The 24,857-nt window shown below is 59.9% G+C and carries 19 protein-coding genes; 7 read left to right on the top strand and 12 right to left on the bottom strand.

Annotated elements, in window-relative coordinates:
• The first annotated feature begins 126 nt into the window (after positions 1–126).
• The 3 genes from der to BLU48_RS22130 all read left to right on the top strand — a co-directional run bounded on the left by der (position 127) and on the right by BLU48_RS22130 (position 3,658).
• Positions 127–1,596: a ribosome biogenesis GTPase Der gene (der, locus tag BLU48_RS22140; protein ID WP_046069439.1), complete on the top strand. Its 1,470-nt coding sequence runs from the start codon at positions 127–129 to the stop codon at positions 1,594–1,596.
• A gap of 134 nt (positions 1,597–1,730) precedes the next feature.
• Positions 1,731–2,879, top strand: coding sequence for a pyridoxal phosphate-dependent aminotransferase (locus BLU48_RS22135; protein WP_057021703.1), 1,149 nt, complete (start codon positions 1,731–1,733; stop codon positions 2,877–2,879).
• Entirely contained in the window at positions 2,867–3,658 is a 792-nt protein-coding gene (locus tag BLU48_RS22130) for an amidohydrolase (protein ID WP_057021702.1), read from the top strand. Before BLU48_RS22135 ends, BLU48_RS22130 begins: the two co-directional genes overlap by 13 nt.
• Positions 3,659–3,822: 164 nt before the next feature.
• On the opposite strand, the gene leuA is transcribed toward BLU48_RS22130, so the two are convergent.
• From leuA to BLU48_RS22095, 5 genes are all read right to left on the bottom strand, one after another.
• Positions 3,823–5,502: a 2-isopropylmalate synthase gene (gene leuA / locus BLU48_RS22125; RefSeq protein ID WP_057021701.1), complete on the bottom strand. Its 1,680-nt coding sequence runs from the start codon at positions 5,500–5,502 to the stop codon at positions 3,823–3,825.
• 405 nt (positions 5,503–5,907) lie between these two features.
• The gene (locus BLU48_RS22115; protein WP_124356242.1) at positions 5,908–10,029 is read right to left on the bottom strand and encodes a membrane-targeted effector domain-containing toxin; all 4,122 of its coding nucleotides are present in this window, start codon (positions 10,027–10,029) and stop codon (positions 5,908–5,910) included.
• 301 nt (positions 10,030–10,330) lie between these two features.
• Complete coding sequence (locus BLU48_RS22105; RefSeq protein WP_057021698.1) at positions 10,331–11,152, bottom strand: M23 family metallopeptidase; 822 nt, start codon at positions 11,150–11,152, stop codon at positions 10,331–10,333.
• A gap of 3 nt (positions 11,153–11,155) precedes the next feature.
• Entirely contained in the window at positions 11,156–12,535 is a 1,380-nt protein-coding gene (gene xseA / locus BLU48_RS22100) for an exodeoxyribonuclease VII large subunit (RefSeq protein ID WP_057021697.1), read from the bottom strand.
• Positions 12,536–12,545: 10 nt separating this feature from the next.
• Positions 12,546–13,436: a LysR family transcriptional regulator gene (locus BLU48_RS22095; RefSeq protein WP_057021696.1), complete on the bottom strand. Its 891-nt coding sequence runs from the start codon at positions 13,434–13,436 to the stop codon at positions 12,546–12,548.
• Positions 13,437–13,535: 99 nt separating this feature from the next.
• Here BLU48_RS22095 and BLU48_RS22090 point away from each other — a divergent pair, with 99 nt between their 5' ends.
• The 4 genes from BLU48_RS22090 to guaA all read left to right on the top strand — a co-directional run bounded on the left by BLU48_RS22090 (position 13,536) and on the right by guaA (position 18,251).
• Complete coding sequence (locus BLU48_RS22090) at positions 13,536–14,303, top strand: sulfite exporter TauE/SafE family protein (RefSeq protein WP_057021695.1); 768 nt, start codon at positions 13,536–13,538, stop codon at positions 14,301–14,303.
• Positions 14,304–14,445: 142 nt separating this feature from the next.
• Positions 14,446–14,994, top strand: coding sequence for a hypothetical protein (locus tag BLU48_RS22085; protein WP_046069432.1), 549 nt, complete (start codon positions 14,446–14,448; stop codon positions 14,992–14,994).
• Positions 14,995–15,122: 128 nt separating this feature from the next.
• Positions 15,123–16,592, top strand: coding sequence for an IMP dehydrogenase (gene guaB, locus BLU48_RS22080; protein WP_016977684.1), 1,470 nt, complete (start codon positions 15,123–15,125; stop codon positions 16,590–16,592).
• Between the two features lie 81 nt (positions 16,593–16,673).
• Positions 16,674–18,251 (top strand): glutamine-hydrolyzing GMP synthase, encoded by a 1,578-nt coding sequence (guaA, locus tag BLU48_RS22075; protein ID WP_057013183.1) that lies wholly within the window; start codon positions 16,674–16,676, stop codon positions 18,249–18,251.
• A gap of 285 nt (positions 18,252–18,536) precedes the next feature.
• On the opposite strand, the gene BLU48_RS22070 is transcribed toward guaA, so the two are convergent.
• Genes BLU48_RS22070 through BLU48_RS22040 form a run of 7 tightly spaced genes read right to left on the bottom strand, consistent with a single transcriptional unit; the run spans position 18,537 to position 24,834 of the window.
• A complete protein-coding gene (locus BLU48_RS22070; protein WP_057021694.1) occupies positions 18,537–19,907 on the bottom strand; it encodes an ATP-binding protein in 1,371 nt (456 codons plus the stop codon).
• Positions 19,907–20,566: a response regulator gene (locus BLU48_RS22065; protein ID WP_057021693.1), complete on the bottom strand. Its 660-nt coding sequence runs from the start codon at positions 20,564–20,566 to the stop codon at positions 19,907–19,909. Before BLU48_RS22065 ends, BLU48_RS22070 begins: the two co-directional genes overlap by 1 nt.
• A gap of 11 nt (positions 20,567–20,577) precedes the next feature.
• Positions 20,578–21,222, bottom strand: a complete 645-nt coding sequence (locus BLU48_RS22060; protein ID WP_057021692.1) for a tetratricopeptide repeat protein — start codon at positions 21,220–21,222, stop codon at positions 20,578–20,580.
• Positions 21,219–22,028, bottom strand: coding sequence for an SDR family oxidoreductase (locus tag BLU48_RS22055; protein WP_057021691.1), 810 nt, complete (start codon positions 22,026–22,028; stop codon positions 21,219–21,221). Before BLU48_RS22055 ends, BLU48_RS22060 begins: the two co-directional genes overlap by 4 nt.
• The gene (locus tag BLU48_RS22050; protein WP_057021690.1) at positions 22,015–22,689 is read right to left on the bottom strand and encodes a TenA family transcriptional regulator; all 675 of its coding nucleotides are present in this window, start codon (positions 22,687–22,689) and stop codon (positions 22,015–22,017) included. Before BLU48_RS22050 ends, BLU48_RS22055 begins: the two co-directional genes overlap by 14 nt.
• A complete protein-coding gene (locus tag BLU48_RS22045) occupies positions 22,686–24,167 on the bottom strand; it encodes an AMP-binding protein (protein ID WP_057021689.1) in 1,482 nt (493 codons plus the stop codon). The genes BLU48_RS22050 and BLU48_RS22045 overlap by 4 nt, the downstream gene beginning before the upstream one ends.
• Positions 24,157–24,834, bottom strand: a complete 678-nt coding sequence (locus tag BLU48_RS22040; RefSeq protein ID WP_057021688.1) for a thermostable hemolysin — start codon at positions 24,832–24,834, stop codon at positions 24,157–24,159. The genes BLU48_RS22045 and BLU48_RS22040 overlap by 11 nt, the downstream gene beginning before the upstream one ends.
• Positions 24,835–24,857 lie beyond the last annotated feature (23 nt).

Raw genomic sequence — 24,857 nt, 5'->3', positions numbered from 1 at the left:
CTTGGGGTAACACCCAGGCGGCCCTGCTTCGGCGGGGCATGCGGCATCTGACGATGCTGCCCCGAGCACCAGCCGCTGCCCTGCAGCGGCTTTTGTATTTTCTGAAATAACGAAGTGGAGAGCCGCATGGTTCCCGTAATCGCCCTGGTGGGCCGACCTAACGTCGGCAAGTCCACCTTGTTCAACCGCCTGACCAGGACTCGCGACGCCATCGTCGGCGACTTGTCCGGTCTGACCCGTGATCGCCAATACGGTGAGGCAAAGTGGCAAGGGCGCTCCTACATTATCGTCGACACCGGTGGTATCTCCGGTGACGAGCATGGCATGGACGAAAAGATGGCCGAGCAGTCGCTGCTGGCTATTGAAGAAGCCGATGTCGTGCTGTTCCTGGTGGACGCCCGCGCCGGCTACACCGCTGCCGACCAGATGATTGGCGAGCACCTGCGCAAGCGTAACAAGCGTTCCTATCTGGTCGCCAACAAGATCGACAACATCGATCCTGAGGCGGCCCGTGCCGAATTCAGCCCGATGGGCCTGGGAGACGCGATCCCGGTCGCCGGTGCCCACGGTCGCGGCATCACCCAGATGCTGGAAATCGCCCTGCGCGATTTCCCCAAGGATGACGTCGAGGAAGAAGAGGGTGATGAAGAGATCGTTGCCGAAGGCGAGGAAGCCAAGCGCATTCCTGGCCCGAGCGAAAAAGACGGTATCAAGATCGCCATCATTGGTCGCCCGAACGTCGGCAAGTCGACGCTGGTCAACCGCATGCTCGGTGAAGACCGCGTTATCGTCTACGACCAGCCCGGCACCACTCGCGACAGTATCTACATCCCGTTCGAGCGTAACGACGAGAAGTACACGCTGATCGACACCGCGGGTGTGCGCAAGCGCGGCAAGATCCACGAAGAAGTTGAAAAGTTCTCCGTGGTCAAAACCCTGCAGGCAATCAAAGACGCCAACGTGGTGATCTTCGTGATGGACGCCCGCGAGGGCGTGGTAGACCACGATCTCAACCTGCTGGGCTTTGCCCTGGAAGCCGGTCGGGCCCTGGTGATCGCGATCAACAAGTGGGACGGCATGACGCCGAGCGAGCGCGATTTCGTCAAGATTGAGCTGCAGCGTCGGTTGTTCTTCGTTGAGTTTGCCGATATCCACTTTATCTCGGCACTGCACGGTACGGGCGTAGGCAACCTCTACGCCTCCGTACAGAACTCGTTCAAGTCTGCGGTTACCCGTTGGCCGACCAACCGCCTGACCCAGATCCTCGAAGACGCCGTGGGCGAGCACGCCCCGCCGATGGTCAACAACCGCCGGATCAAACTGCGTTACGCCCACTTGGGTGGTGCCAACCCGCCGATTATCGTGATCCATGGTAATCAGATCGAGAAGGTGCCCAAGTCCTACGTGCGTTACCTGGAAAACACTTACCGCCGAGTCTTGAAACTGGTCGGTACGCCGATCCGCATCGAGTTCAAGGGTGGCGAGAACCCATACGAAGGCAACAAGAACACACTGACCGACCGTCAGGTGAACAAGAAGCGTCGTTTGATGACTCACCACAAGAAGGCCGACAAGAAGCGTCGCGACAAGAAATAGCAGGCGCTTTAAGTTGTGAGCGACAAGCTGCAAGAGAGGGCTCCTTTGGAGCCCTTTTTTATGCGCGACCGTTTGTGCCTTGACCCGATGCAATTGGCAGCTTAAAACTTGGGGCTCACCTGCAGGGGCCTTCGATGATCACCAGCAAGCTGCCGAACGTCGGCACGACCATTTTCACCACCATGTCGCAACTCGCTGCTGAAACCGGCGCGCTCAACCTGTCCCAGGGTTTCCCGGATTTCAATGGCCCGCAAGGTTTGCTCGACGCAGTGGGCAAGCATATCGCTCTGGGTCACAACCAATACGCGCCCATGACCGGCTTGCCCGTGTTGCGGCAGCAGGTGGCCGCCAAGGTTGCTCGCAGTTATAGCGCCATAGTCAATGCCGACAGCGAGGTGACCATCACCCCTGGCGCCACTGAGGCGATCTTCTGTGCGATCCAGGCGGTGATTCGCAATGGCGATGAAGTCATCGTGTTCGACCCCAGCTACGACAGCTATGAGCCCTCGGTGGAGCTGGCCGGTGGTCGTTGCGTGCACGTGCAACTGAGCCTGGACGGTTTTGCCCTCGACTTCGAGAAGATCAAGGCGGCGCTGTCACCGCGCACCCGCATGATCATCATCAACTCGCCCCATAACCCGACTGGCGCACTGATCAGCCGTGCCGAGCTGGACCAGTTGGCCGAACTGATCCGCGACCGCGATATCTACCTGGTCAGCGATGAGGTCTACGAACATCTGGTGTTCGACGGTGTGCCCCACATCAGTGTTCTTGCCCACGAAGAGCTGTATCAGCGCGCTTTCGTGGTCAGCTCCTTCGGCAAGACCTATCACGTAACCGGCTGGAAAACCGGCTACGTGGTCGCTCCCCCGGCCCTCAGCGCCGAGCTGCGCAAGGTGCATCAATATGTCAACTTCTGCGGCGTGACCCCTTTGCAGTACGCTTTGGCAGACTTCATGGCCGAGCACCCGGAGCACGTTGAAGAACTGCCGGCGTTTTACCAAGCCAAGCGTGACTTGTTCTGCGGCCTGCTGGCGCCGTCGCGCTTCAGCTTTACCCGGGTGGCCGGCACTTACTTCCAACTGGTGGATTACTCAAAGATTCGGCCGGACCTGGATGACGTTGCCATGTCGCTGTGGATGACCCGCGAACAAGGCGTGGCAACCATTCCGGTCTCGGTGTTCTACCAGCACCCACCCCAAGGCCAGCGCCTGGTGCGCTTGTGCTTTGCCAAACGCGAGGAGACGCTGCAACAGGCGGCGGAAAAACTATGCGTGATCTGAGTGCACTACCGAACCTCAATATCGCCCTGATCCAGACCACCCTGGTATGGCATGACCGCCAGGCCAACCTCGAGCATTTTCAACTGCTGCTTGAGCAGGCCATCGGCGCCGATTTGATCGTGCTGCCGGAAATGTTCACCACCGGTTTCTCCATGGAGTCGGCCACTCTGGCCGAGCCGGAAAACGGCCCGACCCATCAATGGCTCCAGGCCCAGGCGGCCAAGTACAACGCGGTGATCACCGGTAGCGTGATTATCCAGGCCGCTGATGGCAGCCATCGCAACCGCTTGCTGTGGGCCAGGCCGGATGGCGAGGTGCTGCATTACGACAAGCGCCACCTGTTCCGCATGGCCGGTGAACACGATCACTACACCCCCGGCGAGCGTCAGGTGCAGTTTGAGTTGAAGGGCTGGCGTATTCGTCCGCTGATCTGCTACGACCTGCGCTTCCCGGTATGGAGTCGGGATGCCCAGGACACCGACCTGCTGCTGTACACCGCCAATTGGCCCGGTGCGCGGCGTCAGCATTGGAACCGCTTGCTGCCGGCGCGGGCGATTGAAAACCTGTGTTACGTGGCGGCAGTGAACCGGGTCGGGACGGATGGCAAGGGCTTTGCGTATACGGGGGATAGCCAGGTACTGGATTTCCAGGGCGAGACCTTGCTGAGTGCAGGCGAGGCGGACGGAGTGTTTCAGGTGTGCCTGGAGGCGGCTGAGTTGGCAGCGTATCGCACCAAATTCCCAGCGAATCTGGATGCCGATAGTTTTCAGTTTGTCTGACAGGCCGCCATCGGGGGCAAGTCCCCTCTCACTTTTTGACTTGTGAATACCTTCAAATGTGGGAGGGGGCTTGCCCCCGATGAGGCCATCAGCAGCACCACCATAGCCCAAGTAAAAAGGCCCTTGGATTCTCACCCAGGGGCCTTTTGCATTGCGCCGATAACTTACGCCGCCTTCGCTTCCTGCTGACTCAACGAGCGGTTCAGCGCACTGAACAGCGCCTTGAAGCTGGCTGTAGTGATGTTCTCATCGATACCCACGCCATGCACCGGACGCTCGCCGTTCACACGCAGTTCAATGTAGGCTGCCGCCTTGGCGTTGGTGCCCGCGCCGATTGCATGCTCGTTGTAGTCCATGATCTCCACGCCAATCGGCAGGCCAGCCACCAAGGCTTCCAGCGCACCGTTGCCTTTGCCTTTCCAGTGCAGGTTGGTTTCGCCCTGGCCCTTGCCGGAGACTTCCACCTCGACAAAGCTGTTGCCGTTTTCTTCCTGCAAACGATGGCTGACCAGCGCGTACGGGGTGTTGGCTTGCAAGTATTCGCGCTGCAGGAGGGCGTAGATCTGCGGTGCGGTCATTTCCAGGCCAACGCGGTCGGTCTCGGCCTGTACCACCTGGCTGAATTCGATCTGCATGCGGCGCGGCAAGCTGATGTCGTATTCCTGCTCCAGCAGGTAGGCGATGCCGCCTTTGCCCGACTGGCTGTTCACGCGGATCACGGCTTCGTAGCTGCGGCCAATGTCGGCCGGGTCGATCGGCAGGTACGGTACTTCCCACAGCGCGTCGTCTTTCTGCTGGGCGAAGCCCTTGCGGATCGCGTCCTGGTGGGAGCCGGAGAACGCGGTGTGGACCAGGTCGCCCACATACGGGTGACGTGGGTGCACCTGGATCTGGTTGCACTCTTCGACGACCTTGCGCACGCCGTCGATATCGGAGAAGTCCAGTTCGGGGTTAACCCCTTGTGTGTAGAGGTTCAGCGCCACGGTCACCAGGTCGACATTGCCGGTACGCTCGCCGTTGCCGAACAGGCAGCCTTCGACGCGGTCGGCGCCAGCCATCAGGCCCAGCTCGGTGGCGGCTACGCCAGTGCCACGGTCATTATGGGTGTGCAGGCTGATGATCACGCTATCGCGACGGTTGATATGGCGACCGAACCATTCGATCTGGTCGGCATAGATGTTCGGCGTGGCGCATTCAACCGTGGCCGGCAGGTTGAGGATCATCTTGTGCTCGGGCGTCGGGTTCCACACTTCGATCACTGCGTCGCAGACTTCCTTGGCGAACTCGAGTTCGGTCGCGCTGAAGGTCTCCGGGGAGTATTCGAAGGTCCACTGGGTTTCCGGCTGCTGGGCAGCATATTTGACAAACAGCTTGGCTGCGTTGACCGCGATGGCCTTGATGCCGTCCTTGTCCTGGTTGAACACAATGCGGCGAAACGACGGTGACGTAGCGTTGTACAAGTGCACGATGGCCTTCTTGGCACCGCGCAGGGATTCGAAGGTGCGTGCGATCAAGTCTTCACGGCCCTGGGTCAGCACCTGGATGGTGGTGTCCTCGGGGATATGGTTGTCTTCGATCAGGGTGCGCACGAAATCAAAGTCGGTTTGCGATGCGGCCGGGAACGACGCTTCGATTTCCTTCACGCCGACGGCAACCAGGGTCTTCCAGAAACGCAGTTTTTTCGCAGCATCCATCGGCTCGATCAACGACTGGTTACCATCACGCAGGTCGGAGCTGCACCAGATCGGCGCGGCGGTGATGGTCTTGGATGGCCAGGTGCGGTCCGGAATATCGATAGTCGGGAACGCGCGGTACTTGGAAGACGGGTCTTTAAGCATGCTCATCGGGAAATCCTTTGTGTAGGGGCCGAGAAGAGGCGGCCTGCCATGGAGCTGTTATTGGGGATGGAGCGAAGGACGAGGCAGATCGATTCAGCCTGGCAGTCGTGCGCTGACGAGGCACAGGCTGCGGTGCTGGCGGAGCTGAATGAGGGTGTGAGAGGTTTTCATAAGCCCAACCCTAACCGTGGGCAGGGGAGATGGCAAGTGATCGGAAAAAATTGATAGGTTTTCTGTAAAAAATTAAATTTCGAGGTATTTATTGCTGCCTTTATGGTTTTTTGTTGGTGTTATTGCGGCGGTTTCAAGGCGGGCGCAATTTGATGTTGGGAGGTTTTATTGTCTCGTTAGTTATTCAGAGATGCAATGGTGATGCCTTCACCATTGCATCCCAGTAATGACGAGGAGCATTCAGGTGCTTTTCTGGAAAACCTGATAGTCCCCCGCCGTATAGCCATTCATCACGCTGGCTCCGGGATCCCGTTGGATTGTGGGGCCATTGATGGCAGTACTCTTGTTGAATGTTGTATTCGGGTACACGCTTATCCCTACTCCGCCATTGAGTTCGGCCAGGCCTGGAACGTTGCGGGCCGTATTCATATGAGCCCTGCCGACCAAGGCCAGTACTTTCTCACCTGGCCTGCGGCTTTGCAGGAGACGCGTCGCGTAGTAGTTGAATTCCTGCAGGCGCATGATGCCGTTGTCGTTGTCCCACACGTACTTGTAGAAATCAGGCATGTCCGCTCGCCGTGTCAGGTAGCGGTGTTCAAGGGGTCTCACGGATATGCCGTAGTCATTGGCAAGTTTCACCAATTCCTGAAGTGAGGGCGACGCGCCTGATGGCCGGTGAGCACCGAGGCCGGTATCCAAGAGTTGGCCTGCTGCATCGGCTTCGGTGCCCTCTAGATAGAGGGCAGTGACATGGGCGTCCTTAAGGGCCTGCATGCTCTCCTTGATCATCTGGAAACTGGCAATGTCGCGATGGGACTCGCCCAATATGACGACGTCGCTGATCTCATAGGCCCTGCGCAGCAGGTCCGCTGGCGATGTACCGGGTGCTAGCTCCAGTCGAGGCGGACGCGGTGGCATCTGGCCTGGGGTGAGCATTTTCCTGTAGAAGTCATATAAGTCCCGCCGAAACCAATATCGGGCCACCGGCAGGGTCTTTTGAGTGAAGTCACTCTCGACCAGCCGGCCGTTATTGAGTTTGAAGTACTCGATATCGGGCAATCCTTTCTTGGCGGGCGCTTCTGCTCCAGCAGCCCCCGCAGCCCCCTCAGCCCCTGCAGTTGGTGCCAGTGTTGATGCTTGCGCTACCGGCGTCGGCGCTCCTCCAGGTCGGTGATTCAGCCGCCATTCCCCGTTGCCTGCGTGTTGCACGGTGGCCACGATTCTGCTGCTTCGAGGCGCTGTCTGCGGGGCGTTGGGGTCGATGATATTGACCCATCCGCTGCGTGCATGAAATGCCGAATCGATCTGGTAGACCCTGCTTACGTTGGTACTGTCGGTAAAGTGGATGTACCAATCACCGTCGACGTTATAGGTACCGTTGGTGCCTAACGTACGGCCCTGGATAATATCATTGGGCCTGGCGTATGCACTCAGGTCACGACTCGGCGTGGCCGGCAGGGGTGGTGGCTGCACGACAGCGCGCCCGACACCACTGCTGGTGGAGGCGATAGCTGGCGCGGGGCCGGCTGGCGCCGGCAGCGCCCTTGCACCAGCGCGTAACGGGTTGGCATCTACAGCCTTTGACGCACCGAATACCGGCCGCATTGGCGCAGCGCGAAGGTTGGGGATGCGCGCTGCAGCCAAGGAAAAGTCGGCGTAGATCCCACGGCCCAGGCCAGGATTCTTGATCAGGTGTGGCAAGAGTCGGCTATTGGCGCGCAACGCAGTTACCGCCGCTTTGCCCAGGCGAACGCCAGCAGATAAACCTTTGCCGAGTATCGGCACCAGGTCCAGCAGCAGCATGCCTACTTCAATTCCGAACTCGACTTTGTTGATTTTCGACTGGGCCGCCACTTCGGCGCTGCTGACGGATTGGTAGTCGGCCTTGTCTATCACCAGCTGCACATGCTGCTTGTATAGGTGATCCTCGACATTGCCCGTTATCGGCTCGAGGGTCATATCGCCTCCCTTGAGTTTCAGCGCCTGGACGGCCAGGCTGGTCATTTCATAGGGATCCTTTATTGCCAATGGGTTAGCCAGGCGCTTCTTGGCGGCGTCAATGAACGAGACGAAGTCATCTTTGTTCACCGGTGACTTTCTTCGTGCGGCGTAAGCCTTCCACTCATCTTTTTCCAGCAGCGCGTTCAGCGCGGCCCGGTCCGCGACTTCGCGAAACACGAGGCCATCGGGAGCATCGGGTGTGTACAGCACTAATGATGAGTCCACCTGATTGCCTATCACCAGCACACCTTGGACAGGTAAACCGTATTGCACCAGGCTGTTGGCGACGATGGTCTTGCCATCAACCTCAGGGCGATTGGCCGGGTCGGGATAATCCAGGACCGCTGCGACCCATTGCGCAGCGCGTTTTGTCGATTTGTCCTGGCTGGCCTCTGTCTGATAGGCGTCGGGGTTGAGTTGGGCGAGAAAACCTTCCTTGGCCATCAGGTCATTCAGGTTGGCTTTCCAGGCTGCGCGCAGTTGGGCTGAGGGGCCCGACGAGGTGTCAGTCGCCAGTTCCTGTTCAAGCCGCTTGGTGTATTCGCCGCCCACATCCGTGGTGTTGACCAGTGCTTTAAGCGCTTCGGTATCAAGGATGACTTGCTCGCCCTTGGCATTGAGGATGGGCTTGCCCTGGGTGTCGACCAGCGCCAGCGTCAGGGTGATATGGGTGGACTGGCCGCGTTCTACGGGTGGGAAACCACTGGGGTTTTGCAATGCCAGGTCGGTCAGGGACACTGAGTGCTGTGCGGGGAACGTTGTTTTGGGGCCACTGCCCCGGCCGCTGTGAATGGTCGTGCGGGTGTCGACCCGCACCATCAGCTGGTCAGCGCTCAGCTGTGCCGTCGGGTACTGTCGGCTGAGCGCTTGATTCAACCGATCCCGGGAAAAATCCGCCAGGGATGGGATCTTTTCCAGCAGTGACGCCAGCTGGTTCGAACTTTCCTGCTCGGCATGCTCCAGCTTTTCGTAGAGCGCCTCTTGAGCCGGCTCAAGCTTTTTCAACCATTCGGGTTGCAGCTTTTCAGCCAGTTTGACGTCGCGTGCCAGCATGGCATTGGTGCCATCGAATACAAAAAGTGCGTTTGCCGCGTCATTGAGGCTTTGCATTGCCGCCGGATCCAGCAATGCGTTGCTGCTACCAGTGGCTGGCGGCGCCAGTGCCTGGGTCAGGCGCGCATTGATCTGCGCCTCCTGGCGTTTGAGCATCAAGGGGATTGCTTCCGCCAGCACATCGCCGCCCAAGGGTTCAACACTGCGCATCAGGTCATTGCCTGAAGGCGCTTCGGGTTGGTCATGTACTGACTGCGGCGCGGTTTGCCGCAGCAGTTCGGCATCTATCCCGCCCTGGTCAAGGCGCGCTGCCAACGCCTGGCGTGCCTGAGCCGGGGTTGTGAACTCCTCGAAACCCTCACCGGGGGTGTACAGCACGACGGGGCCATTGAGGTGGTTGAGCGCAAGGCGCCTGCCGTCTTTCGACCAGGTTGGCGGGGTGGCAGAGGAGCCGTCGGTGCTGGTGATGAGGAAACTGCCCGCCAGCATGGCACCGTGCTCGGTGCCGTCATCCAAGGTGATGGGGTACACGCCCGGGCGTGCGCCATTGGGGAACTGACGTTCGCGATCGGCCAGCGTGGGATATTGCAAGGCGATATCAATCAAGCGTTTGCTGGCCGGGCTCAGGGTGCCATCGCTGACACGCAGCGCGGCCAGGGTCGAGAGTTGGTGTTTGTGCAGGCTCAACAACCTGTCTTGCGGAATATGAGGCGGTTGCGGGGCGTTCAGGATTTCCTCGATCTGCGCATCCATCGGCTTTTGCCGTGGCGTACTCCAGAACGCTTGAAGATAAGCCGGATATTGCGTGGCAATGGCGCGGGCAATCGATTGCAATGTGCTGGAGGTGCTCAGCGCCTGGGGCTCATCGGCAGGCGTGGGGCGAGTCGAGAATTCGCTGCGTACCTTGCGTTCTGCGTGCAGGAGCGTATTCGGGTTGGCCAGGATGTTGCGCACCTGTTCACCGAGGGCCTTCATCAGAGGTTCTGATGACAGCGGTGTTTCCTCGTCGCCGTCGCTGCGGTAGCGATTGAAACTGATGGTGTCGGCGTCAAGGGGGCGCAGGTCTGGAAAGGCCTGTTCAAGTTGCGCCTGCACAAAGGCCTTGAAACTCGGTTGTTCGCTTTGCAGGCGCTGCATGTCCTGCGTGAGGCTGTCGTGCTGGGTGAGGAACGCGCGTTGTTGACTGACGTTGAACTGCTTCACGAGCTTGGGGTAATGCACACCAACGGGGGCAATGCCAGAAGACGTGGGCAGCGTCAGATCGTCTGGAGCGTAGCTCAAGACAGCTGGCGGGGAGTCGGCGGGCACGTGTGTATCCGCGGGGCGGTTGGGGCTGACGTCGTCGAGAGAGCGACGAAAAAAGGCGTCAAGGGGGCTGTGCGGAACAGCCTTGAGAAGGATAGGCATAAGCGGACACTCGCAGGATGAATGGAATGTTCATATCGTCGTTACGCTCCCGGTAACGCGTAGGTTGGGTGCGTATTGACCATCCGGCGGTTCCTGCTGCAAATGTAAGCAGGAGCGAGCGTGCCGCAGCGAAATCAGCGCGGTTCAGGGTAGGCGGGGAGATAGAAGGGCGCGCGGGGGAGGCGGCGCCCAGGCATGCCGGTTAAGGCTGAAATGCCCCGATAAAAATTGCCGGGTCGACCCTGGCATCGTTAAGGCTGACATTCCAATGCATATGCGGCCCGGTCGCTCGGCCGGTTGCCCCGACCTTGCCCACTACCGCGCCGCGGACCAGTTGCTGGCCCACGTTCACATCAATCTTCGACATATGACAGAACATGCTGATAAAGCCCTGGCCATGGTCGACGAACACGGTATTGCCGTTGAAGAAGTAGTTGCCGACCAGGATCACCTTGCCATTTGCCGGTGTCTTGATGGGCGTGCCCGCCGGCACGGCGAAATCCAGGCCCGAATGCGGGTTGCGTTCTTCACCGTTGAAGAAACGGCGCACGCCGAACTTGCTCGACAGCGGGCCGTTTACCGGTTTGTCCAGCACCAGGTTGCTCGGCAGGTTGGGGCTGAAGCTGCGGTAAGCCTTGAGCTGCACGGCCAGTTCACCTTCGATGCGCTTGAGCTGCGCGGGGTCGGGGTTGACCTGGCTTTTGTTTTTCAAGGTGATGCGCTGTTCCGGATACTTTTTATAGCCGACGACAAACGGCAGGTTGCGCCCGCCGCTGCTGATGCGCTCATTACCAGGCTTGACCGTCAATGGAATGCCGACAATCGCCAGCCAGTTGTCCTGCTCCTTGACCACCAGCACCGGCTTGCCTTGGTAGGTGGCCTTCGGCGCCGTGGCGGACGGGCCGAGTTCGACCACCGCCACGCCACCCGGCACCGGCTTGTTCAAGGTGCGGGTGATATAGCTGTCAGCGTGGGCGTTAACGGCCAGGCACAACAACAGCAACAAGCTCAATAGACGTGGCATCAATCAATCCAGTAGCGAAAGGGTGACGGGTGTCAGGTGGTTGTCTTCCACCCGCACTTGCAATTGGCCTTCACCGAGACGCGCGGTCAGGCGCTGGCCGGTGTGGGTTTGTGCGGCATTGCGAATGGCCTGGCCGCGCTCGTCGAGCAGGATGCTGTAGCCACGACCCAGGGTTGCCAACGGGCTGACCACCTGCAACGTCTGCACCTGGCTTTGCAGCTGCAGGCGCCGCGCCTTGAGACCTTCGCGCATGGCACGGGGCAGGCGTTCGGCGAGGCTGTCCAGGCGCTGGCGCAACAGCGCCAGTTGACGCCCCGGATGCTGGCCGGCGAGGCGGGTTTCCAGGCGGATCAGGCGCTCGCGACGGGTATTGAGGCTGCGCTCGAAGGCGCGGCGCAGGCGCATGTCCAGATCATCCAGGCGCTGGGCCTGTTGGCGCAAACGCTCGCCCGGGTGACGCAGGCGCCGGGCCATGCCTTCCAGGCGCAGGCGGTCGTGGGTCAACCGGTTGCGCATCAGCATCACCAGGCGGCGGTGCAGGTTGTCGACCTGGCGCACCAGGTGGCTGGCGTCCGGTGCGAGCAACTCGGCGGCGGCAGAGGGCGTAGGCGCACGCACGTCCGCGACAAAATCGCAGATGGACACATCGGTTTCATGGCCGACGGCACTGACGATGGGCGTAACGCAGGCGTCCACCGCTCGGGCCACGGCTTCCTCGTTGAAACACCAGAGATCTTCCAGCGAGCCGCCGCCACGGGCCAGGATCAACGCGTCGAAGCCACGCGCGTCGGCCAGTTTCAATGCGCGCACAATCTGCGCGATGGCTTCGCGGCCCTGCACGGCGGTGGGGATCAGGGTCAGTTCAATGTTCGGTGCCCGACGGCGGAACACGCTGATGATGTCGCGGATCACCGCACCGGTCGGTGAGCTGATAATGCCGATCTTTTGTGGATGCGCCGGCAATGAGACTTTGCGCTCGGCACTGAATAACCCTTCGGCGCTGAGCTTCTCTTTCAGCGCATCGAAGGCCAGGCGCAGCGCGCCATCACCGGCGGGCTCCACCGTATCGAGAATCAACTGGTAGTCACCGCGGCCCTCGAACAACGAGACCTTGCCGCGCACCTTGACCGCCAGGCCGTCCTTCAACGCCTGGCGCACCCGTGCCGCGTTATTGCGAAACAGCGCGCAACGCACCTGGGCGCCGCTGTCCTTGAGGGTGAAATACACATGGCCGGAGGCCGGGCGGGCGAGGTTGGAGATCTCGCCTTCGACCCAGATATTGGTGAACACGTCTTCCAGCAACACCCGCGCACGGCCGTTGAGCTGGCTGACAGTCAGGACTTCGCGGTCCAGGCCCAGGCGGGCAAAGGGATCTTTAATCATGGGCGGCAGTTTATAGGCATTCGTGCAGCGTTTGACAGAATTGCTCCACCAGCGTGCTCGGCAGTTGCGCGCAGGCCAAGGCTACGGTGCTGTGACAGTCCGGGTCGGCCAGGGGCAAGAAGTGCAGGTTCGCAGGCGCGATGTCCTGCATGGACTTGGGTAGCAGGGCAATGCCGAAGCCGGCCTGGATCAATTGCAACTGCGTAGTTTTGCGAGACATCACTCGCGCCGCCCTGGGGAAAAAACCGGCGCGCATGCATAGCTCTGCCGACAAATAACTCAGCCCGCCACGTTGTGGATGAGGGATCGAGATAAACGCTTCATCCTTGAGCCGGGCCAATTCCACCGGTGTGGCGCTGTGTGCCATTGGGTGATTCGGCGGTACCGCCAACACCAACGGCTCGGTGTACAACGGCACCACGCGCACGCCTTCGCGCTGGCGCAACACCGGCAAGCGCAACAGGCCGACGTCCAGGCGACCGTCGGCGATTTCTTCCAGCTGGGCCTCGGAGGAGAGTTTGACAATATCCATCGACACTCCGGGGCAGCGTTCCAGCCAGGTGCTGATGCCCTGCAATAACGCGCCGCTCATCGGCACGGTGCTTGAATGACTCAGGCGCAAGGTGCCGAGTTGGCCATTGCCCACCTGCATGGCCATTTCGCTGGCCTTGAGTAACTCACTCAACAGATTGCGCGCCCGGGGATAAAAGGCTTCACCGGCCGCCGTCAGTCGCGGCTGGCGAGCGGTGCGCTCGAACAAGGAGGTCTGCAGTTGGTTTTCCAGCGCCTTGATCTGCCGGCTCAAGGCCGACTGCGCCACGAACAGACGCTCGGCGGCAGCGCTGAAGCTGCCGCTGTCGACGATTTCGACGAAGTAACGCAGTTGCCGGTTAGAAATCACGGGTCATGCCTTTTTGAGATGGCTGGATGGCTTTGAAGATATTAGTCGCAACACTCACCCATGGCTAAAGTGAAGGCCAGGTCTTTCAAGGAATAAGCCATGAGCGCGGTTGAGTGGATGAGTCAGTGGTCGTTCGGAGCGGTGGATTGGCTGGTGATCGGCCTGGGCATTGTGGTGGCCTATATCGTGTTTGGCATCGCCGGTTTCGGTACGGCGTTGGTGGCGGGGCCGGTCCTGCTGATGTTTATGCCGCTGTCGAAGATAATCCCGCTGCTGGTGCTGCTGGATTTTGTCGCGGCTTTTGGCGGCCTGCTGCAAACGCGACGGGAGGTGAACACGTCGGAGCTGCTGCGATTGCTGCCATGCATGGCGATTGGCTGCACCCTGGGCGTGGTGTTTTTGCTCAATCTGCATTCGGATCTGTTGCTGCTGTTGATGGGGCTGTTTATCAGTGCCTACGCCCTTTATAGCCTGGCGGTGAAAGCCCGGCCGACGCAGCTGGCGGCAGGTTGGTCGATCCCCATGGGCACGGTGGGCGGCTTGTTTGGTGCGTTGTTTGGCAGTGGCGGCTTTTTATACGCCATTTATCTCAACAGCCGATTATCCAAGGACGCGGCGCGGGCCACACAAAGTGCGCTGATCAGTTGCAGCACGGTGGTGCGCCTGAGTTTGTTTCTGATTGCCGGGGTATATGCGGATCTGCCCTTGTTGATGTTGGCGGTTTGCCTGTTGCCCGCGATGGTCTTCGGGCTTTGGTGTGGACGCAGGCTGACGATGCGCATGTCTCGTGAGGCGTTTGTGCGTTTGGTGACCTGGTTGGTGCTGGCCAGTGGTATTGCGTTGATCGGGCGGTATTTGAGCACTTGACCTGTGTGGAGCAGGGATTAAGCTGCCAGCCTTTAGGGCCCCATCGGGGGAAAGCCCCTCCCACCTTTGAACGTATTCACAATTCAAAATGTGGGAGGGGGCTTGCCCCCGATGGCGCCAGACGCCACACCGCAGGACTTCCATGAACTCCCAAAGCATCCTCGTCCCCAAAATCTCCACCTTGCCCGTCCACGAACCCCGCGCTCGGGCAATCGTGCGCTGGCTGGTGCGCAAGAACATCGTCAAGGAAGAGCTGACCACCTGCGGCCGCACGGGTAACCGCATGGCCTACGCCCTGGCCGATGGTGCCCGCGCCGTGGTGCTGCATCCCGAGGCGCTGCCGTTCAATGAGCCGGTCAATGGCCTGGAGATCATCTACAAACGTTGCATCTATACGCCGGCCAAGGGCTTTCTCGAAGAGGCAGGTTGCCCGGAATGCCTCAAGGAAGTCGGCGAGGCGCTGTTCGAAAGCCTGGAAGACTGGATGCCCGGCCACACCGACAACTTCACCTGCCCGCTGTGTGGGCATGAAGATGACATCAACGGCTTCCTGTTCCTGCAGGAATGCGGGTTTTCCAACCTGGGGTTCATCTTCAACAACTGGGCAGAGGCGGGCTTCAAGCAGAGCTTTATCGACGAATTTGCCGATTGGTTGGACCAGAAGATCGCCTGGGTCAAAGTCGAGCTTTAAGCGATACCCATGTAGAAGGTTTTCTCCATCTATCAGTAATACCAAGTTTGTCAGAGTTTTACATTGAGCCTGGCAGGGTGCATGTATATAATGGCGCGCTTCCATTTTCCCGCTCGGGAGCCCCCGCGATGCTGCGTATCAGCCAAGAAGCTCTGACATTCGACGACATTCTCCTAGTGCCCGGTTATTCCGAGGTGCTTCCTAACGAAGTCAGTCTCAAGACCCGCCTAACCCGTGGCATCGAGCTGAATATTCCCCTGGTTTCCGCTGCCATGGACACCGTCACCGAAGCCCGTCTGGCCATCGCCATGGCTCAGGAAGGCGGCATCGGCATCATCCACAAGAACATGACCATCGAGCAGCAAGCTGCCGAAGTGCGCAAGGTCAAGCGTTACGAAGCCGGTGTGGTGAAAGATCCAATCACCATCGAAGCTGACGCTACCGTGCGTGACCTGTTCGACCTGACCCGTCTGCACAACATCTCCGGCGTTCCGGTGCTGCACGATGGCGACCTGGTCGGCATCGTCACTTCCCGTGACGTGCGTTTCGAGAACCGCCTTGAAGTCACCGTCCGCGAAGTGATGACGCCTAAAGAGCGCCTCGTCACTGTCAAGGAAGGCGCCGACAAGAACGATGTGCGCGAACTGCTGCACAAGCACCGCATCGAGCGCGTGCTGATCGTCGACGACAAGTTTGCCCTCAAAGGCATGATGACCGTCAACGACATCGAAAAAGCCAAGGCTTACCCGCTGGCCAGCAAGGATGACCAAGGTCGTCTGCGTGTTGGCGCCGCCGTGGGTACCGGTAAAGACACCGGCGACCGCGTTTCGGCGCTGGTTGCTGCCGGTGTTGACGTGGTGGTGGTCGACACTGCCCACGGTCACTCCAAGGGCGTGATCGACCGCGTGCGCTGGGTTAAGCAGAACTTCCCTGACGTTCAAGTGATCGGCGGCAACATCGCCACTGGCGCTGCAGCCAAGGCCCTGGCCGAAGCCGGCGCCGATGCGGTCAAGGTCGGTATCGGCCCTGGCTCGATCTGCACCACGCGTATCGTCGCCGGTGTGGGCGTGCCGCAGATCAGCGCCATCGCCAACGTCGCCGCTGCCCTTGAAGGCACAGGCGTGCCTTTGATCGCCGACGGCGGCATCCGTTTCTCCGGTGACCTGTCCAAGGCCATCGTCGCCGGTGCTTCCTGCGTGATGATGGGCTCGATGTTCGCCGGTACCGAAGAAGCGCCGGGTGAGATCGAACTGTTCCAGGGCCGTTCGTACAAGGCTTACCGCGGCATGGGTTCGCTGGGGGCCATGTCCCAGGCGCAAGGTTCTTCCGACCGTTACTTCCAGGACTCCTCGGCAGGCGCCGAGAAGCTCGTCCCGGAAGGCATCGAAGGCCGTGTGCCGTACAAAGGCACCCTGAGCGCGATCATCCATCAACTGATGGGCGGCCTGCGCTCCTCGATGGGCTACACCGGCAGCGCCGACATCGAAGAAATGCGCACCAAGCCGGAGTTCGTACGGATCACCGGCGCCGGCATGGCTGAATCCCATGTCCACGACGTGCAGATCACCAAGGAAGCGCCAAACTACCGCGTAGGTTGAGGCTTCCAGCAAAACGTTAAGTAACCGGGGCTGTTCTTTCAGCCCCGAGTTGTTTCTGATTCATTAGACGAGACTGACTTCATGGCCCTCGACATTCACGCCCACCGCATCCTGATCCTCGACTTCGGTTCCCAGTACACCCAACTGATCGCCCGCCGCGTGCGTGAAATCGGCGTGTACTGCGAACTGCACCCGTTCGACATGGATGACGCAGCGATCCGCGAATTCGCCCCTAAAGGCGTCATCCTCGCCGGTGGCCCCGAGTCCGTGCACGAAGCCGACAGCCCGCGCTGCCCGCAAGCGGTATTCGACCTGGGCGTGCCGGTCTTCGGTATCTGCTACGGCATGCAGACCATGGCCGAGCAACTGGGCGGCAAGGTCGAAGGTTCCGAGCTGCGTGAATTTGGTTATGCCCGTGTCGACGTGGTCGGCAAGAGCCGCCTGCTGGACGGCATCGAAGACCACATCGACGCTGACGGCCTGTTCGGCCTCGACGTATGGATGAGCCACGGTGACAAGGTCACCAAGATGCCGCAGGACTTCCACATCCTGGCCAGTACCCCGAGCTGCCCGATTGCCGGCATGTTCAGCGACGAACGTCGTTACTACGGCGTGCAGTTCCACCCGGAAGTGACCCACACCAAGCAAGGCGGGCGCATCCTGTCGCGCTTCATCCTCGACATCTGCGAGTGTGAAGCCCTGTGGACCCCGTCGAAAATCGCCGAAGACGCCATCGCCCAGGTGCGCGCCCAGGTCGGCACCGACAACGTGCTGCTTGGCCTGTCCGGCGGGGTTGACTCCTCGGTGGTTGCTGCGTTGCTGCACAAGGCCATCGGCGACCAGCTGACCTGCGTATTCGTCGACAACGGCCTGCTGCGCCTGCACGAAGGCGAGCAAGTGATGGCCATGTTCGCCGAGAACATGGGCGTCAAGGTGATCCGTGCCAACGCCGAGGAGCAGTTCCTCAACAACCTGGCCGGCGAGTCCGACCCGGAGAAAAAGCGCAAGATCATCGGTCGCACCTTCATCGACGTCTTCGATGCCCAGTCCAACAAACTGGACAACATCAAGTACCTTGCCCAGGGCACCATCTACCCTGACGTGATCGAGTCGGCTGGCGCCAAAAGTGGCAAGGCTCACGTGATCAAGTCCCACCACAACGTCGGTGGCCTGCCTGAGGAAATGAACCTCAAGCTGGTAGAACCGCTGCGTGAACTGTTCAAGGACGAAGTCCGCCGCCTGGGCCTGGAACTCGGCCTGCCATACGACATGGTCTACCGCCACCCATTCCCAGGCCCGGGCCTGGGCGTGCGCATCCTGGGTGAAGTGAAGAAGGAATACGCCGACCTGCTGCGTCGCGCCGACCACATCTTCATCGAAGAACTGCGCAAGGCCGATTGGTACCACAAGGTCAGCCAGGCCTTCGTGGTGTTCCAGCCGGTGAAATCGGTTGGTGTGGTCGGCGATGGCCGTCGCTACGCCTGGGTCGTGGCCCTGCGTGCCGTGGAAACCATCGACTTCATGACCGCGCGTTGGGCGCACCTGCCTTACGAACTGCTGGAAACCGTCAGTGGCCGGATCATCAATGAGATCGAAGGTATTTCCCGCGTTACTTATGATGTGTCGAGCAAGCCGCCGGCGACTATTGAGTGGGAGTAAGTCGCTCTCGTAACTGGTTGATTTTTATGTAAAAAATTGTGACGGTTACGATACTCTCTATGTTATCAATGGCGTTGGCCATGGTGCTCAGTGCAAGCATCATGAGAAAAGGACATCGATACCATGCTCATTTGGACAATGCTGGCATGGTATCGAATGTGCTTTTCCGCGCAGAGGAAGTAATGGCTGGCGGGCGTTCTGATTCAGCAACAAATGTGGTGCAGCTCATGGCTCACACTATGTTTACCGACTGTGCAAAACGAACTAGCGTTTGATGCTGTGCGATTATTCTTTGGCTGGAATTGATAACGTAGCCCTCAAACCTCCCTCGGCCCGGTTTACCAGTTCGATACGACCGTTCAAGCGCATGGCGATCGTGTTGACGATGGTTAGCCCCAAACCGGCTCCTTGCGCCGTTCCACGGCTATAGAAACGCTCAAACACTCGCTCTCTACATGACTCATCGATTCCCGGTCCCTGGTCGTCGACGGTCAAATGACAGAAGCCATCAGCCTGCGTCAATTGCACAGCGATTACCCCGTGTTCGGGAGAGAAATTGGCTGCGTTGGTGATCAGGTTGTTCAGCGCGATGTCGATGGCGGAGGGGTTGGCGAATACATAAAATGGCTGGTCGCTGACATCGAATATCAGTTCAAGGTTTTTGCTCAACAACCACGGTGTCAGTTGCACGAGACTATTACGCACGGTTTCGCTGAGGTCGATGCGCTGTAGCGGTGGCGGATTGGGTTGGGGTTCCAGTCGCGCCATGGTCAGCAACTGGTTGACCAGTCGGCTGGTGCGATCAACGCCTGCGATAAGGAATTCCAGCGATTCTCGACGTTCCTGTTCTGTGCCTGCCTCCAGCAGGTTTTGCGCGTGCACCCGCAGCACGGCGAGTGGCGTACGCATTTCGTGGGCAGCGTCGGCAATGAAGCGTCGTTCGCGGCCAAGCACTTCTTGAATCTGCGCGAGCATGCGGTTGAGCGCCGCCTGCATGGGCTCAAGTTCGCTGGGAAGCGGTGCCAGTTGCAATGGCTCAAGTGAACCGCTGTGGCGGGCACGCAGGGTTTCGGCCATGTCTGCCAAGGGCTTTAAACCCCAGCCTATAGCGAGCCAGACCATCGCCGCGAGTAGTAAACTGCCGACGATGTTCGGCCATAACGTATGACGCACGATGCGGTCGACCAGGTCAGCGCGCACATCATCGCGCTCGCCAACCCAGATGCGCATGCCGTTTTGTGGGTCTTCAAGGAGGAAGGCGCGCCAATGACGATGGTTCAAATCCACCACGTCACTGAAACCCGGTTGCGTCGGTGGTGAACTGAAGGAAGGCGCGCTGGCAGTGTGTACCAATACCTCACCGTCAGGGTTCCATACCTGAAAAGCAATTTTCCGTTCGTAAGGATGACCATCGCCGCGCGGCACCGCTTCGCCCAGTGCGGTATTGAAGGCCCGGTACAGTTCGGCGTGCTGCTTGCTCGCCAACGGCATGCGCATCACGCCTTGCAATAAGCGCGCGTTCTGCGCCAGTTGAGCATCGTAAACCTCGGCGATTTCATGATTGCTATCATGCAGGTTAAAGGTGCTCAGCACTGCCAGACCAGCAAGCAACAGGCCAATGATCAGTGTCAATGTACGGCGGCGGATCGATGTCATCAGCGCTCCTCCACTAGATAGCCCACACCCCGAATGGTACGGATCAGATCAGTAGAGAACTTTTTGCGCAGGTGATAGATGTGGACTTCCAGAGTGTTACTTTCCGCTTCTTCACTCCAGCCATAGAGCAGTTGAATCAGTTGATCTCGAGTCATTACCCGGCCCGGAGGTGAGAGCAGTTCATGCAGCAACTGATACTCCTTGGGCGTCAGAGCTACGGGATGGCCCTGGTAGCTGACCTGCTGGGTGCCGGGGTTGAGGATGATGCCGGCATGTTCGATCAGCGCTTGCGCGCGCCCGGCACTGCGCCGCAACAACGCTCGCAATCGGGCTTTGAGTTCGGCCAGGTCGAACGGTTTGATCAAGTAGTCGTCGGCGCCGGCATCCAGCCCCGCAATGCGATCCTCGGTTGCATCGCGGGCGGTGAGAATCAACACCGGCAGGTTCGAGCCACTGTCGCGCAGGCGCCGCAGCACTTGGAGACCGTCCATGCGTGGCAAACCGAGATCCAGCACGGCGACATCGAACGTTTCGCTGAGCAGAGCATGCAGCGCGCTGCTGCCGTCCTTGAGCCAATCGACGGTGTAGCCTTCGCGCCCCAGCGCTTGATGGATGCCTTCACCTAGCGCCACATCATCCTCAATCAGTAATAAACGCACGCGGACTCCTGTCAGTTGAGTTTCTTGTTGACGTCCACCAGCAGAGTGGCGATCTCTTTGCGGCGTCCCGCATCTGCCGTTTCACGGCCAGGACGCGGCGCCGCTTGCAGGGCTTTTTGCAGCGCTGCTTTTGCTTCAGCGTAGTGTTTCTGACGGTAGAGGTGATCGCCCCAGAAGTATAGGCTGTCGATGCCATTGGGGTTGAGTTGCAGCGCCTGCTTGAGCAGCTGTTCAGCTTTGTCGCTGTCGCCGAAACCGATGGGCCAGCCGGGCACACGATCATACAGCGCCGCCAGGCTAGTATAGGCCGAGCCTTGCAGAGCCTCGGGGTCTAGGGTCAGGGACTTTTCCAGGTCGGCCTTGGCTTCCTTGGCTTTGCCCAGCGCTCCGAGTCCTCCTTCGGCACCGGCCCAACTGCTGGTGACAATGCCTTTCCAGATCCAGGCTTCGGCCATCGCCGGGCGCTGCGCAGTGAACGCCTGGGTTTCGCTGGACAACTGCTCGAACGCGGCGGCGCGCTGTTTTTCCGCCACTTCATATTGGATATGCGCCCAGCTTTGTTGAATGCTGCTCAGGCGTTGCTGGTCGGCGGCCTCCAGCGCCCAGACGCTTTGGCTGAGGGTTGCGATCAACAGGCACGCGAAGATTTTTTTCATGGCTTGAGGGTCTCGTTGTCGGATTTTTCGCTGAAGCGCCGGATCAGAGGCAATTGCTTTCGCAGACCTCGATCGACCAGATGCGGAAGTAGATTGTTGAGGCGCACAAAGAAGCGTTCGGGCCAGCCCAGATACAGGTCGCGGCGGTCACCGGCAATTGCGTGGATCACCGCCGAGGCCACGGTTTGCGGATCATCGACGTTGGCCTTGAGCGCATCGTTCAGCGCTTGCGCCGCTGCGCTGTTCATTGACGTGCGGGTGGCCCGCGGTGCGACGTAGAGCACGCTGACCCGGGTGTCGGCCAGCTCTCGGCGCAACGCTTCGGAAAACCCGCGCAGGGCAAACTTGGTCGCGCAATAGCTGGCGTAACCGGCATAACCGATCGAGCCGTAGGTCGAGCCAACGTTGACTACCATGGCGCTGTCGGCCTGCTTGAGTAGCGGCAGCAATAGCTTGGTCAGGCAGATCGGCGCGCTGATGTTCACCGCGAGCATCGTATTGATGTCACTGTCGTCGAGCTGTTCGAGCATGGCGAAGTGATTCACCCCGGCGGCGTTGATCAACAGATTGACTCCGCCAACCGCTTCGGCGGCAGCGAGTACTTTGCGTCGGTCGCTGAGGAACGTCAGGTCAGCCGCGACCCAGCACAGGGTGTCGGGGTAGCGTTTGAGCAGCGGGACCAAAGCTTCCTGATGCCGCGCCACGGCCAATACTCGAGCACCGGCGGCGCACAAGGCCTCAGCGATAGCCATGCCGAGACCGCCACTGGCACCGGTCAAGACCACGCGCGCGTCACGCAGCTGCATGTTCAGTCTCCGCGTCACGCGGCAGGCCACGAAACATGTCGGTGTACAGTCGGTACACAACCTTTGATGCATGAATCACTGCCGCTTGATCCAGAGGATCGTCCAATTGGTTCATCAGGCGGCGATAGGTTTGCATGTGTTCGATATCGAGCGAACCGTGAGAGCTCAAATAACTGAAGGCGGCTTCCGGCAACGCCAGGTGCTCCCGAATACTCCCTGCCGCATGTGTAGCCAGGGCGATGCTGGTGCCTTCGAGAACATTGACCATGCCGAACAGACCCACCGGGTTGCCTCGGGCGATCAGGTCATAAAGGAAGCTCACCATCAGCTCAATCGGCAGCGAAGGCTGGCCATCATGCACGGCCTTGGGATCACCTGCGCAGGCTGCGATGTCGTTGAGCACCCACTGCTCGTGACCGTATTCGTCTTCGATGTACTCGCACACAGCTTTGCGCAGCCATTCCAGACGTGTCGGCAAACGTGCGCCGCACGCCATCATCAACGGCACGGTGTGGCGCACGTGATAGTAGGCCTGTGCGAGAAAAGCCCGATAGCTATCGAGGCTGACCTTACCGTGCAGCGCATCGAGGATGATCGGCAGGTTGAACAGCTCGTGGCGTTCATGCTGTGTGGCTTCTTGCAGGGTGTCGAAAAAACTCATGATGCGGATTCCTCTCGGACAACGGATTCGGTCAGTTGGGCGTAGTACTGCGCGACGATGGCATCTCGGCGTGGGCGGCCATTGGCGGTTAGAAAGCCATTGGCGGCGGTGAAAGGTTGCGGCAGGCGCGTCCACTGATGCACCTGGGCGTAATCGGGCAATGCCTCGTTGGCTTCGGCGACGGCAGCGGCTAGTTCGGCATCGGTGCAGTCCGGGCGATGGGGCCAGAGCAGGGCGTGATTGCGCGGCAAGGACTCACCGTAAACGAACGCCTGGGCGATGTGACGGCGTTGGGTCAGCTCGGACTCGACCCATTCCGGGTTGACGTTGCGCCCGTAACTGGTGACGAACTGATGCTTCTTGCGCCCCTTTAGATAAAGAAAACCTTCTGGATCGAACTCGCCCAGATCGCCGCTCGGCCACCACTCATCGGCGTACGATGTGTCCCCTAGATAGCCGAGCAGCGTCGAGCCTTTGATTAGCACTTCACCGTCTTCGGCCAACCGCACTTCGACGTGGGGCAGCGGTCGACCGACGCTGCCGGGTCGGAGTGCGCCGGGGCGGTTGAGGCACACCACTGACGCGCATTCGGATAAACCGTAACCTTCAAAAACCGGTAGGCCGACCCGTTGCGCACGATCCAGCAAATCTTTGGCAACTCGTGCACCACCGACCGCCGCGAAGCGCAGAGTTTGCGGAGCGAAGGCTTTCTGTTCGGCGGCGCTGACTAGCATCAGCAACAGCTGTGGCACCAGAATAAGGCTCTGCGGCGCACGCCCGGCGAGATAACCCAACAGGTGCGGGACATCGACGCCACTGGCGCCCTGAATACCGAGGGTTTTCTGGCTCGGCAAACTGAGCATCGCACCGGCATACAGCGCGGCATAACAGCCTAGGTTCTCCAGCAGTATCGCCAATGGCAGCAGCGCCAAGTGATGTTGCGGGCCGATGGTTTCGCTCGCCTGATCTAACTCACGTGCGACCCGCAACAGGCTGTCGGCACTCAGGCAAACACCTTTCGGCGTGCCGGTGGTGCCAGATGTGAAGGTCAGTTTGGCGGTGCCCATCGGCATGCGTCTTTGACTGCTGAAGGCGCGGCACCAGAACTCGCCGCGTTGCTCATAGCCGGCAGCGCGCAGTTCGGGTCCCAGCTCCGGTTCGGCAATCACGCGTTCGGCCTGACTCTGCTCCAGACAATGGGCGCGTTGTGCCGCGCTGAAAAACGGCGGCAGCGTTACGCAGGTCAACCCTTCGAATAACACCGCCAGATCCCAGAGCATTGCGTCGACGCCGTTGTCCAGTGCCAGGGCGACGACTTGCACTTGCTCATCGCGCAGGCGCTCCTGGCGATACAGCACTTGTGCATACATCGTGGCGTAATCGAGTTTCAGCGTATCGCCCCACAGCGCGGTCGCGTTGGCATCGCGCCGGGCATGCTCGCGCAAGGTTTCCTGAAAGCGTTGCAGTTCACGCGACATGGCAGGCTCCGTCGTTCGGTGTCGGCAAACCCAGGCGGCTGAACAGGCCGATATTGCGTAGGTGGACGAACCCGGCGCGGATGTCGCCGACGTGCACCCAGGGTTTGCTCTCGTAATAACTGCCCCAATGTTGACGTTCGTCACCCAGCCGATCCGGATCAGCGGCGCACAATGTCACGGGTTTCAGGCCGAGACGACGGAAGCTGTTGACCAGTCCGATATTGCCGGTGAACGTCACCCATTCCAGGCCACCCATGGCCAGCAAATAGGTGATGGCGATGATGCTCAGGCGCGCGCTACCGGTGTCGCTGGCCGCCAGATTGCCAACCTCGACAATGGCATTTCGGTGTACCGAGCGATCAGCCGCGGCGCTGATCAATGGCTCGATCGGCTCGTCCAGATATCGCTCCAGAAACAGCGGCTCAAGGTGCGCGCGTCGCACGCCGGCCACTGCGCACAGCTGGACCTCACCGTTGTGCATACCGAACAGCTCGGGCATGAAGTGGCGGATGTCGGCACCGTGGGCCTTGCGGAAACGTTGTTGAATAAAGGCTTCGAACGTCGCTCGCAAAGCGTCGTCCGGCAACGCACCCGTCAGGGTCAACGGCGGCGTTTCAGCTTGGCCGAAATGCAACGGCAGGGGGATGTTCCAGGCAAAATCGGGCATGGGCAGAACGCCTCCCTCAATGA

The sequence above is a fragment of the Pseudomonas synxantha genome (assembly GCF_900105675.1).
Classification (GTDB): Bacteria; Pseudomonadota; Gammaproteobacteria; order Pseudomonadales; family Pseudomonadaceae; genus Aquipseudomonas; species Aquipseudomonas synxantha.
This window is presented reverse-complemented; position numbering and strand designations above follow the sequence as displayed.

Coding starts and splice junctions, on each gene's coding strand:
- der (WP_046069439.1), top strand. CDS start 127: ATGGTTCCCGTAATCGCCCTGGTGGGCCGACCTAACGTCGGCAAGTCC.
- BLU48_RS22135 (WP_057021703.1), top strand. CDS start 1,731: ATGATCACCAGCAAGCTGCCGAACGTCGGCACGACCATTTTCACCACC.
- BLU48_RS22130 (WP_057021702.1), top strand. CDS start 2,867: ATGCGTGATCTGAGTGCACTACCGAACCTCAATATCGCCCTGATCCAG.
- leuA (WP_057021701.1), bottom strand. CDS start 5,502: ATGAGCATGCTTAAAGACCCGTCTTCCAAGTACCGCGCGTTCCCGACT.
- BLU48_RS22105 (WP_057021698.1), bottom strand. CDS start 11,152: ATGCCACGTCTATTGAGCTTGTTGCTGTTGTTGTGCCTGGCCGTTAAC.
- xseA (WP_057021697.1), bottom strand. CDS start 12,535: ATGATTAAAGATCCCTTTGCCCGCCTGGGCCTGGACCGCGAAGTCCTG.
- BLU48_RS22090 (WP_057021695.1), top strand. CDS start 13,536: ATGAGCGCGGTTGAGTGGATGAGTCAGTGGTCGTTCGGAGCGGTGGAT.
- BLU48_RS22085 (WP_046069432.1), top strand. CDS start 14,446: ATGAACTCCCAAAGCATCCTCGTCCCCAAAATCTCCACCTTGCCCGTC.
- guaB (WP_016977684.1), top strand. CDS start 15,123: ATGCTGCGTATCAGCCAAGAAGCTCTGACATTCGACGACATTCTCCTA.
- guaA (WP_057013183.1), top strand. CDS start 16,674: ATGGCCCTCGACATTCACGCCCACCGCATCCTGATCCTCGACTTCGGT.
- BLU48_RS22070 (WP_057021694.1), bottom strand. CDS start 19,907: ATGACATCGATCCGCCGCCGTACATTGACACTGATCATTGGCCTGTTG.
- BLU48_RS22060 (WP_057021692.1), bottom strand. CDS start 21,222: ATGAAAAAAATCTTCGCGTGCCTGTTGATCGCAACCCTCAGCCAAAGC.
- BLU48_RS22055 (WP_057021691.1), bottom strand. CDS start 22,028: ATGCAGCTGCGTGACGCGCGCGTGGTCTTGACCGGTGCCAGTGGCGGT.
- BLU48_RS22050 (WP_057021690.1), bottom strand. CDS start 22,689: ATGAGTTTTTTCGACACCCTGCAAGAAGCCACACAGCATGAACGCCAC.
- BLU48_RS22045 (WP_057021689.1), bottom strand. CDS start 24,167: ATGTCGCGTGAACTGCAACGCTTTCAGGAAACCTTGCGCGAGCATGCC.
- BLU48_RS22040 (WP_057021688.1), bottom strand. CDS start 24,834: ATGCCCGATTTTGCCTGGAACATCCCCCTGCCGTTGCATTTCGGCCAA.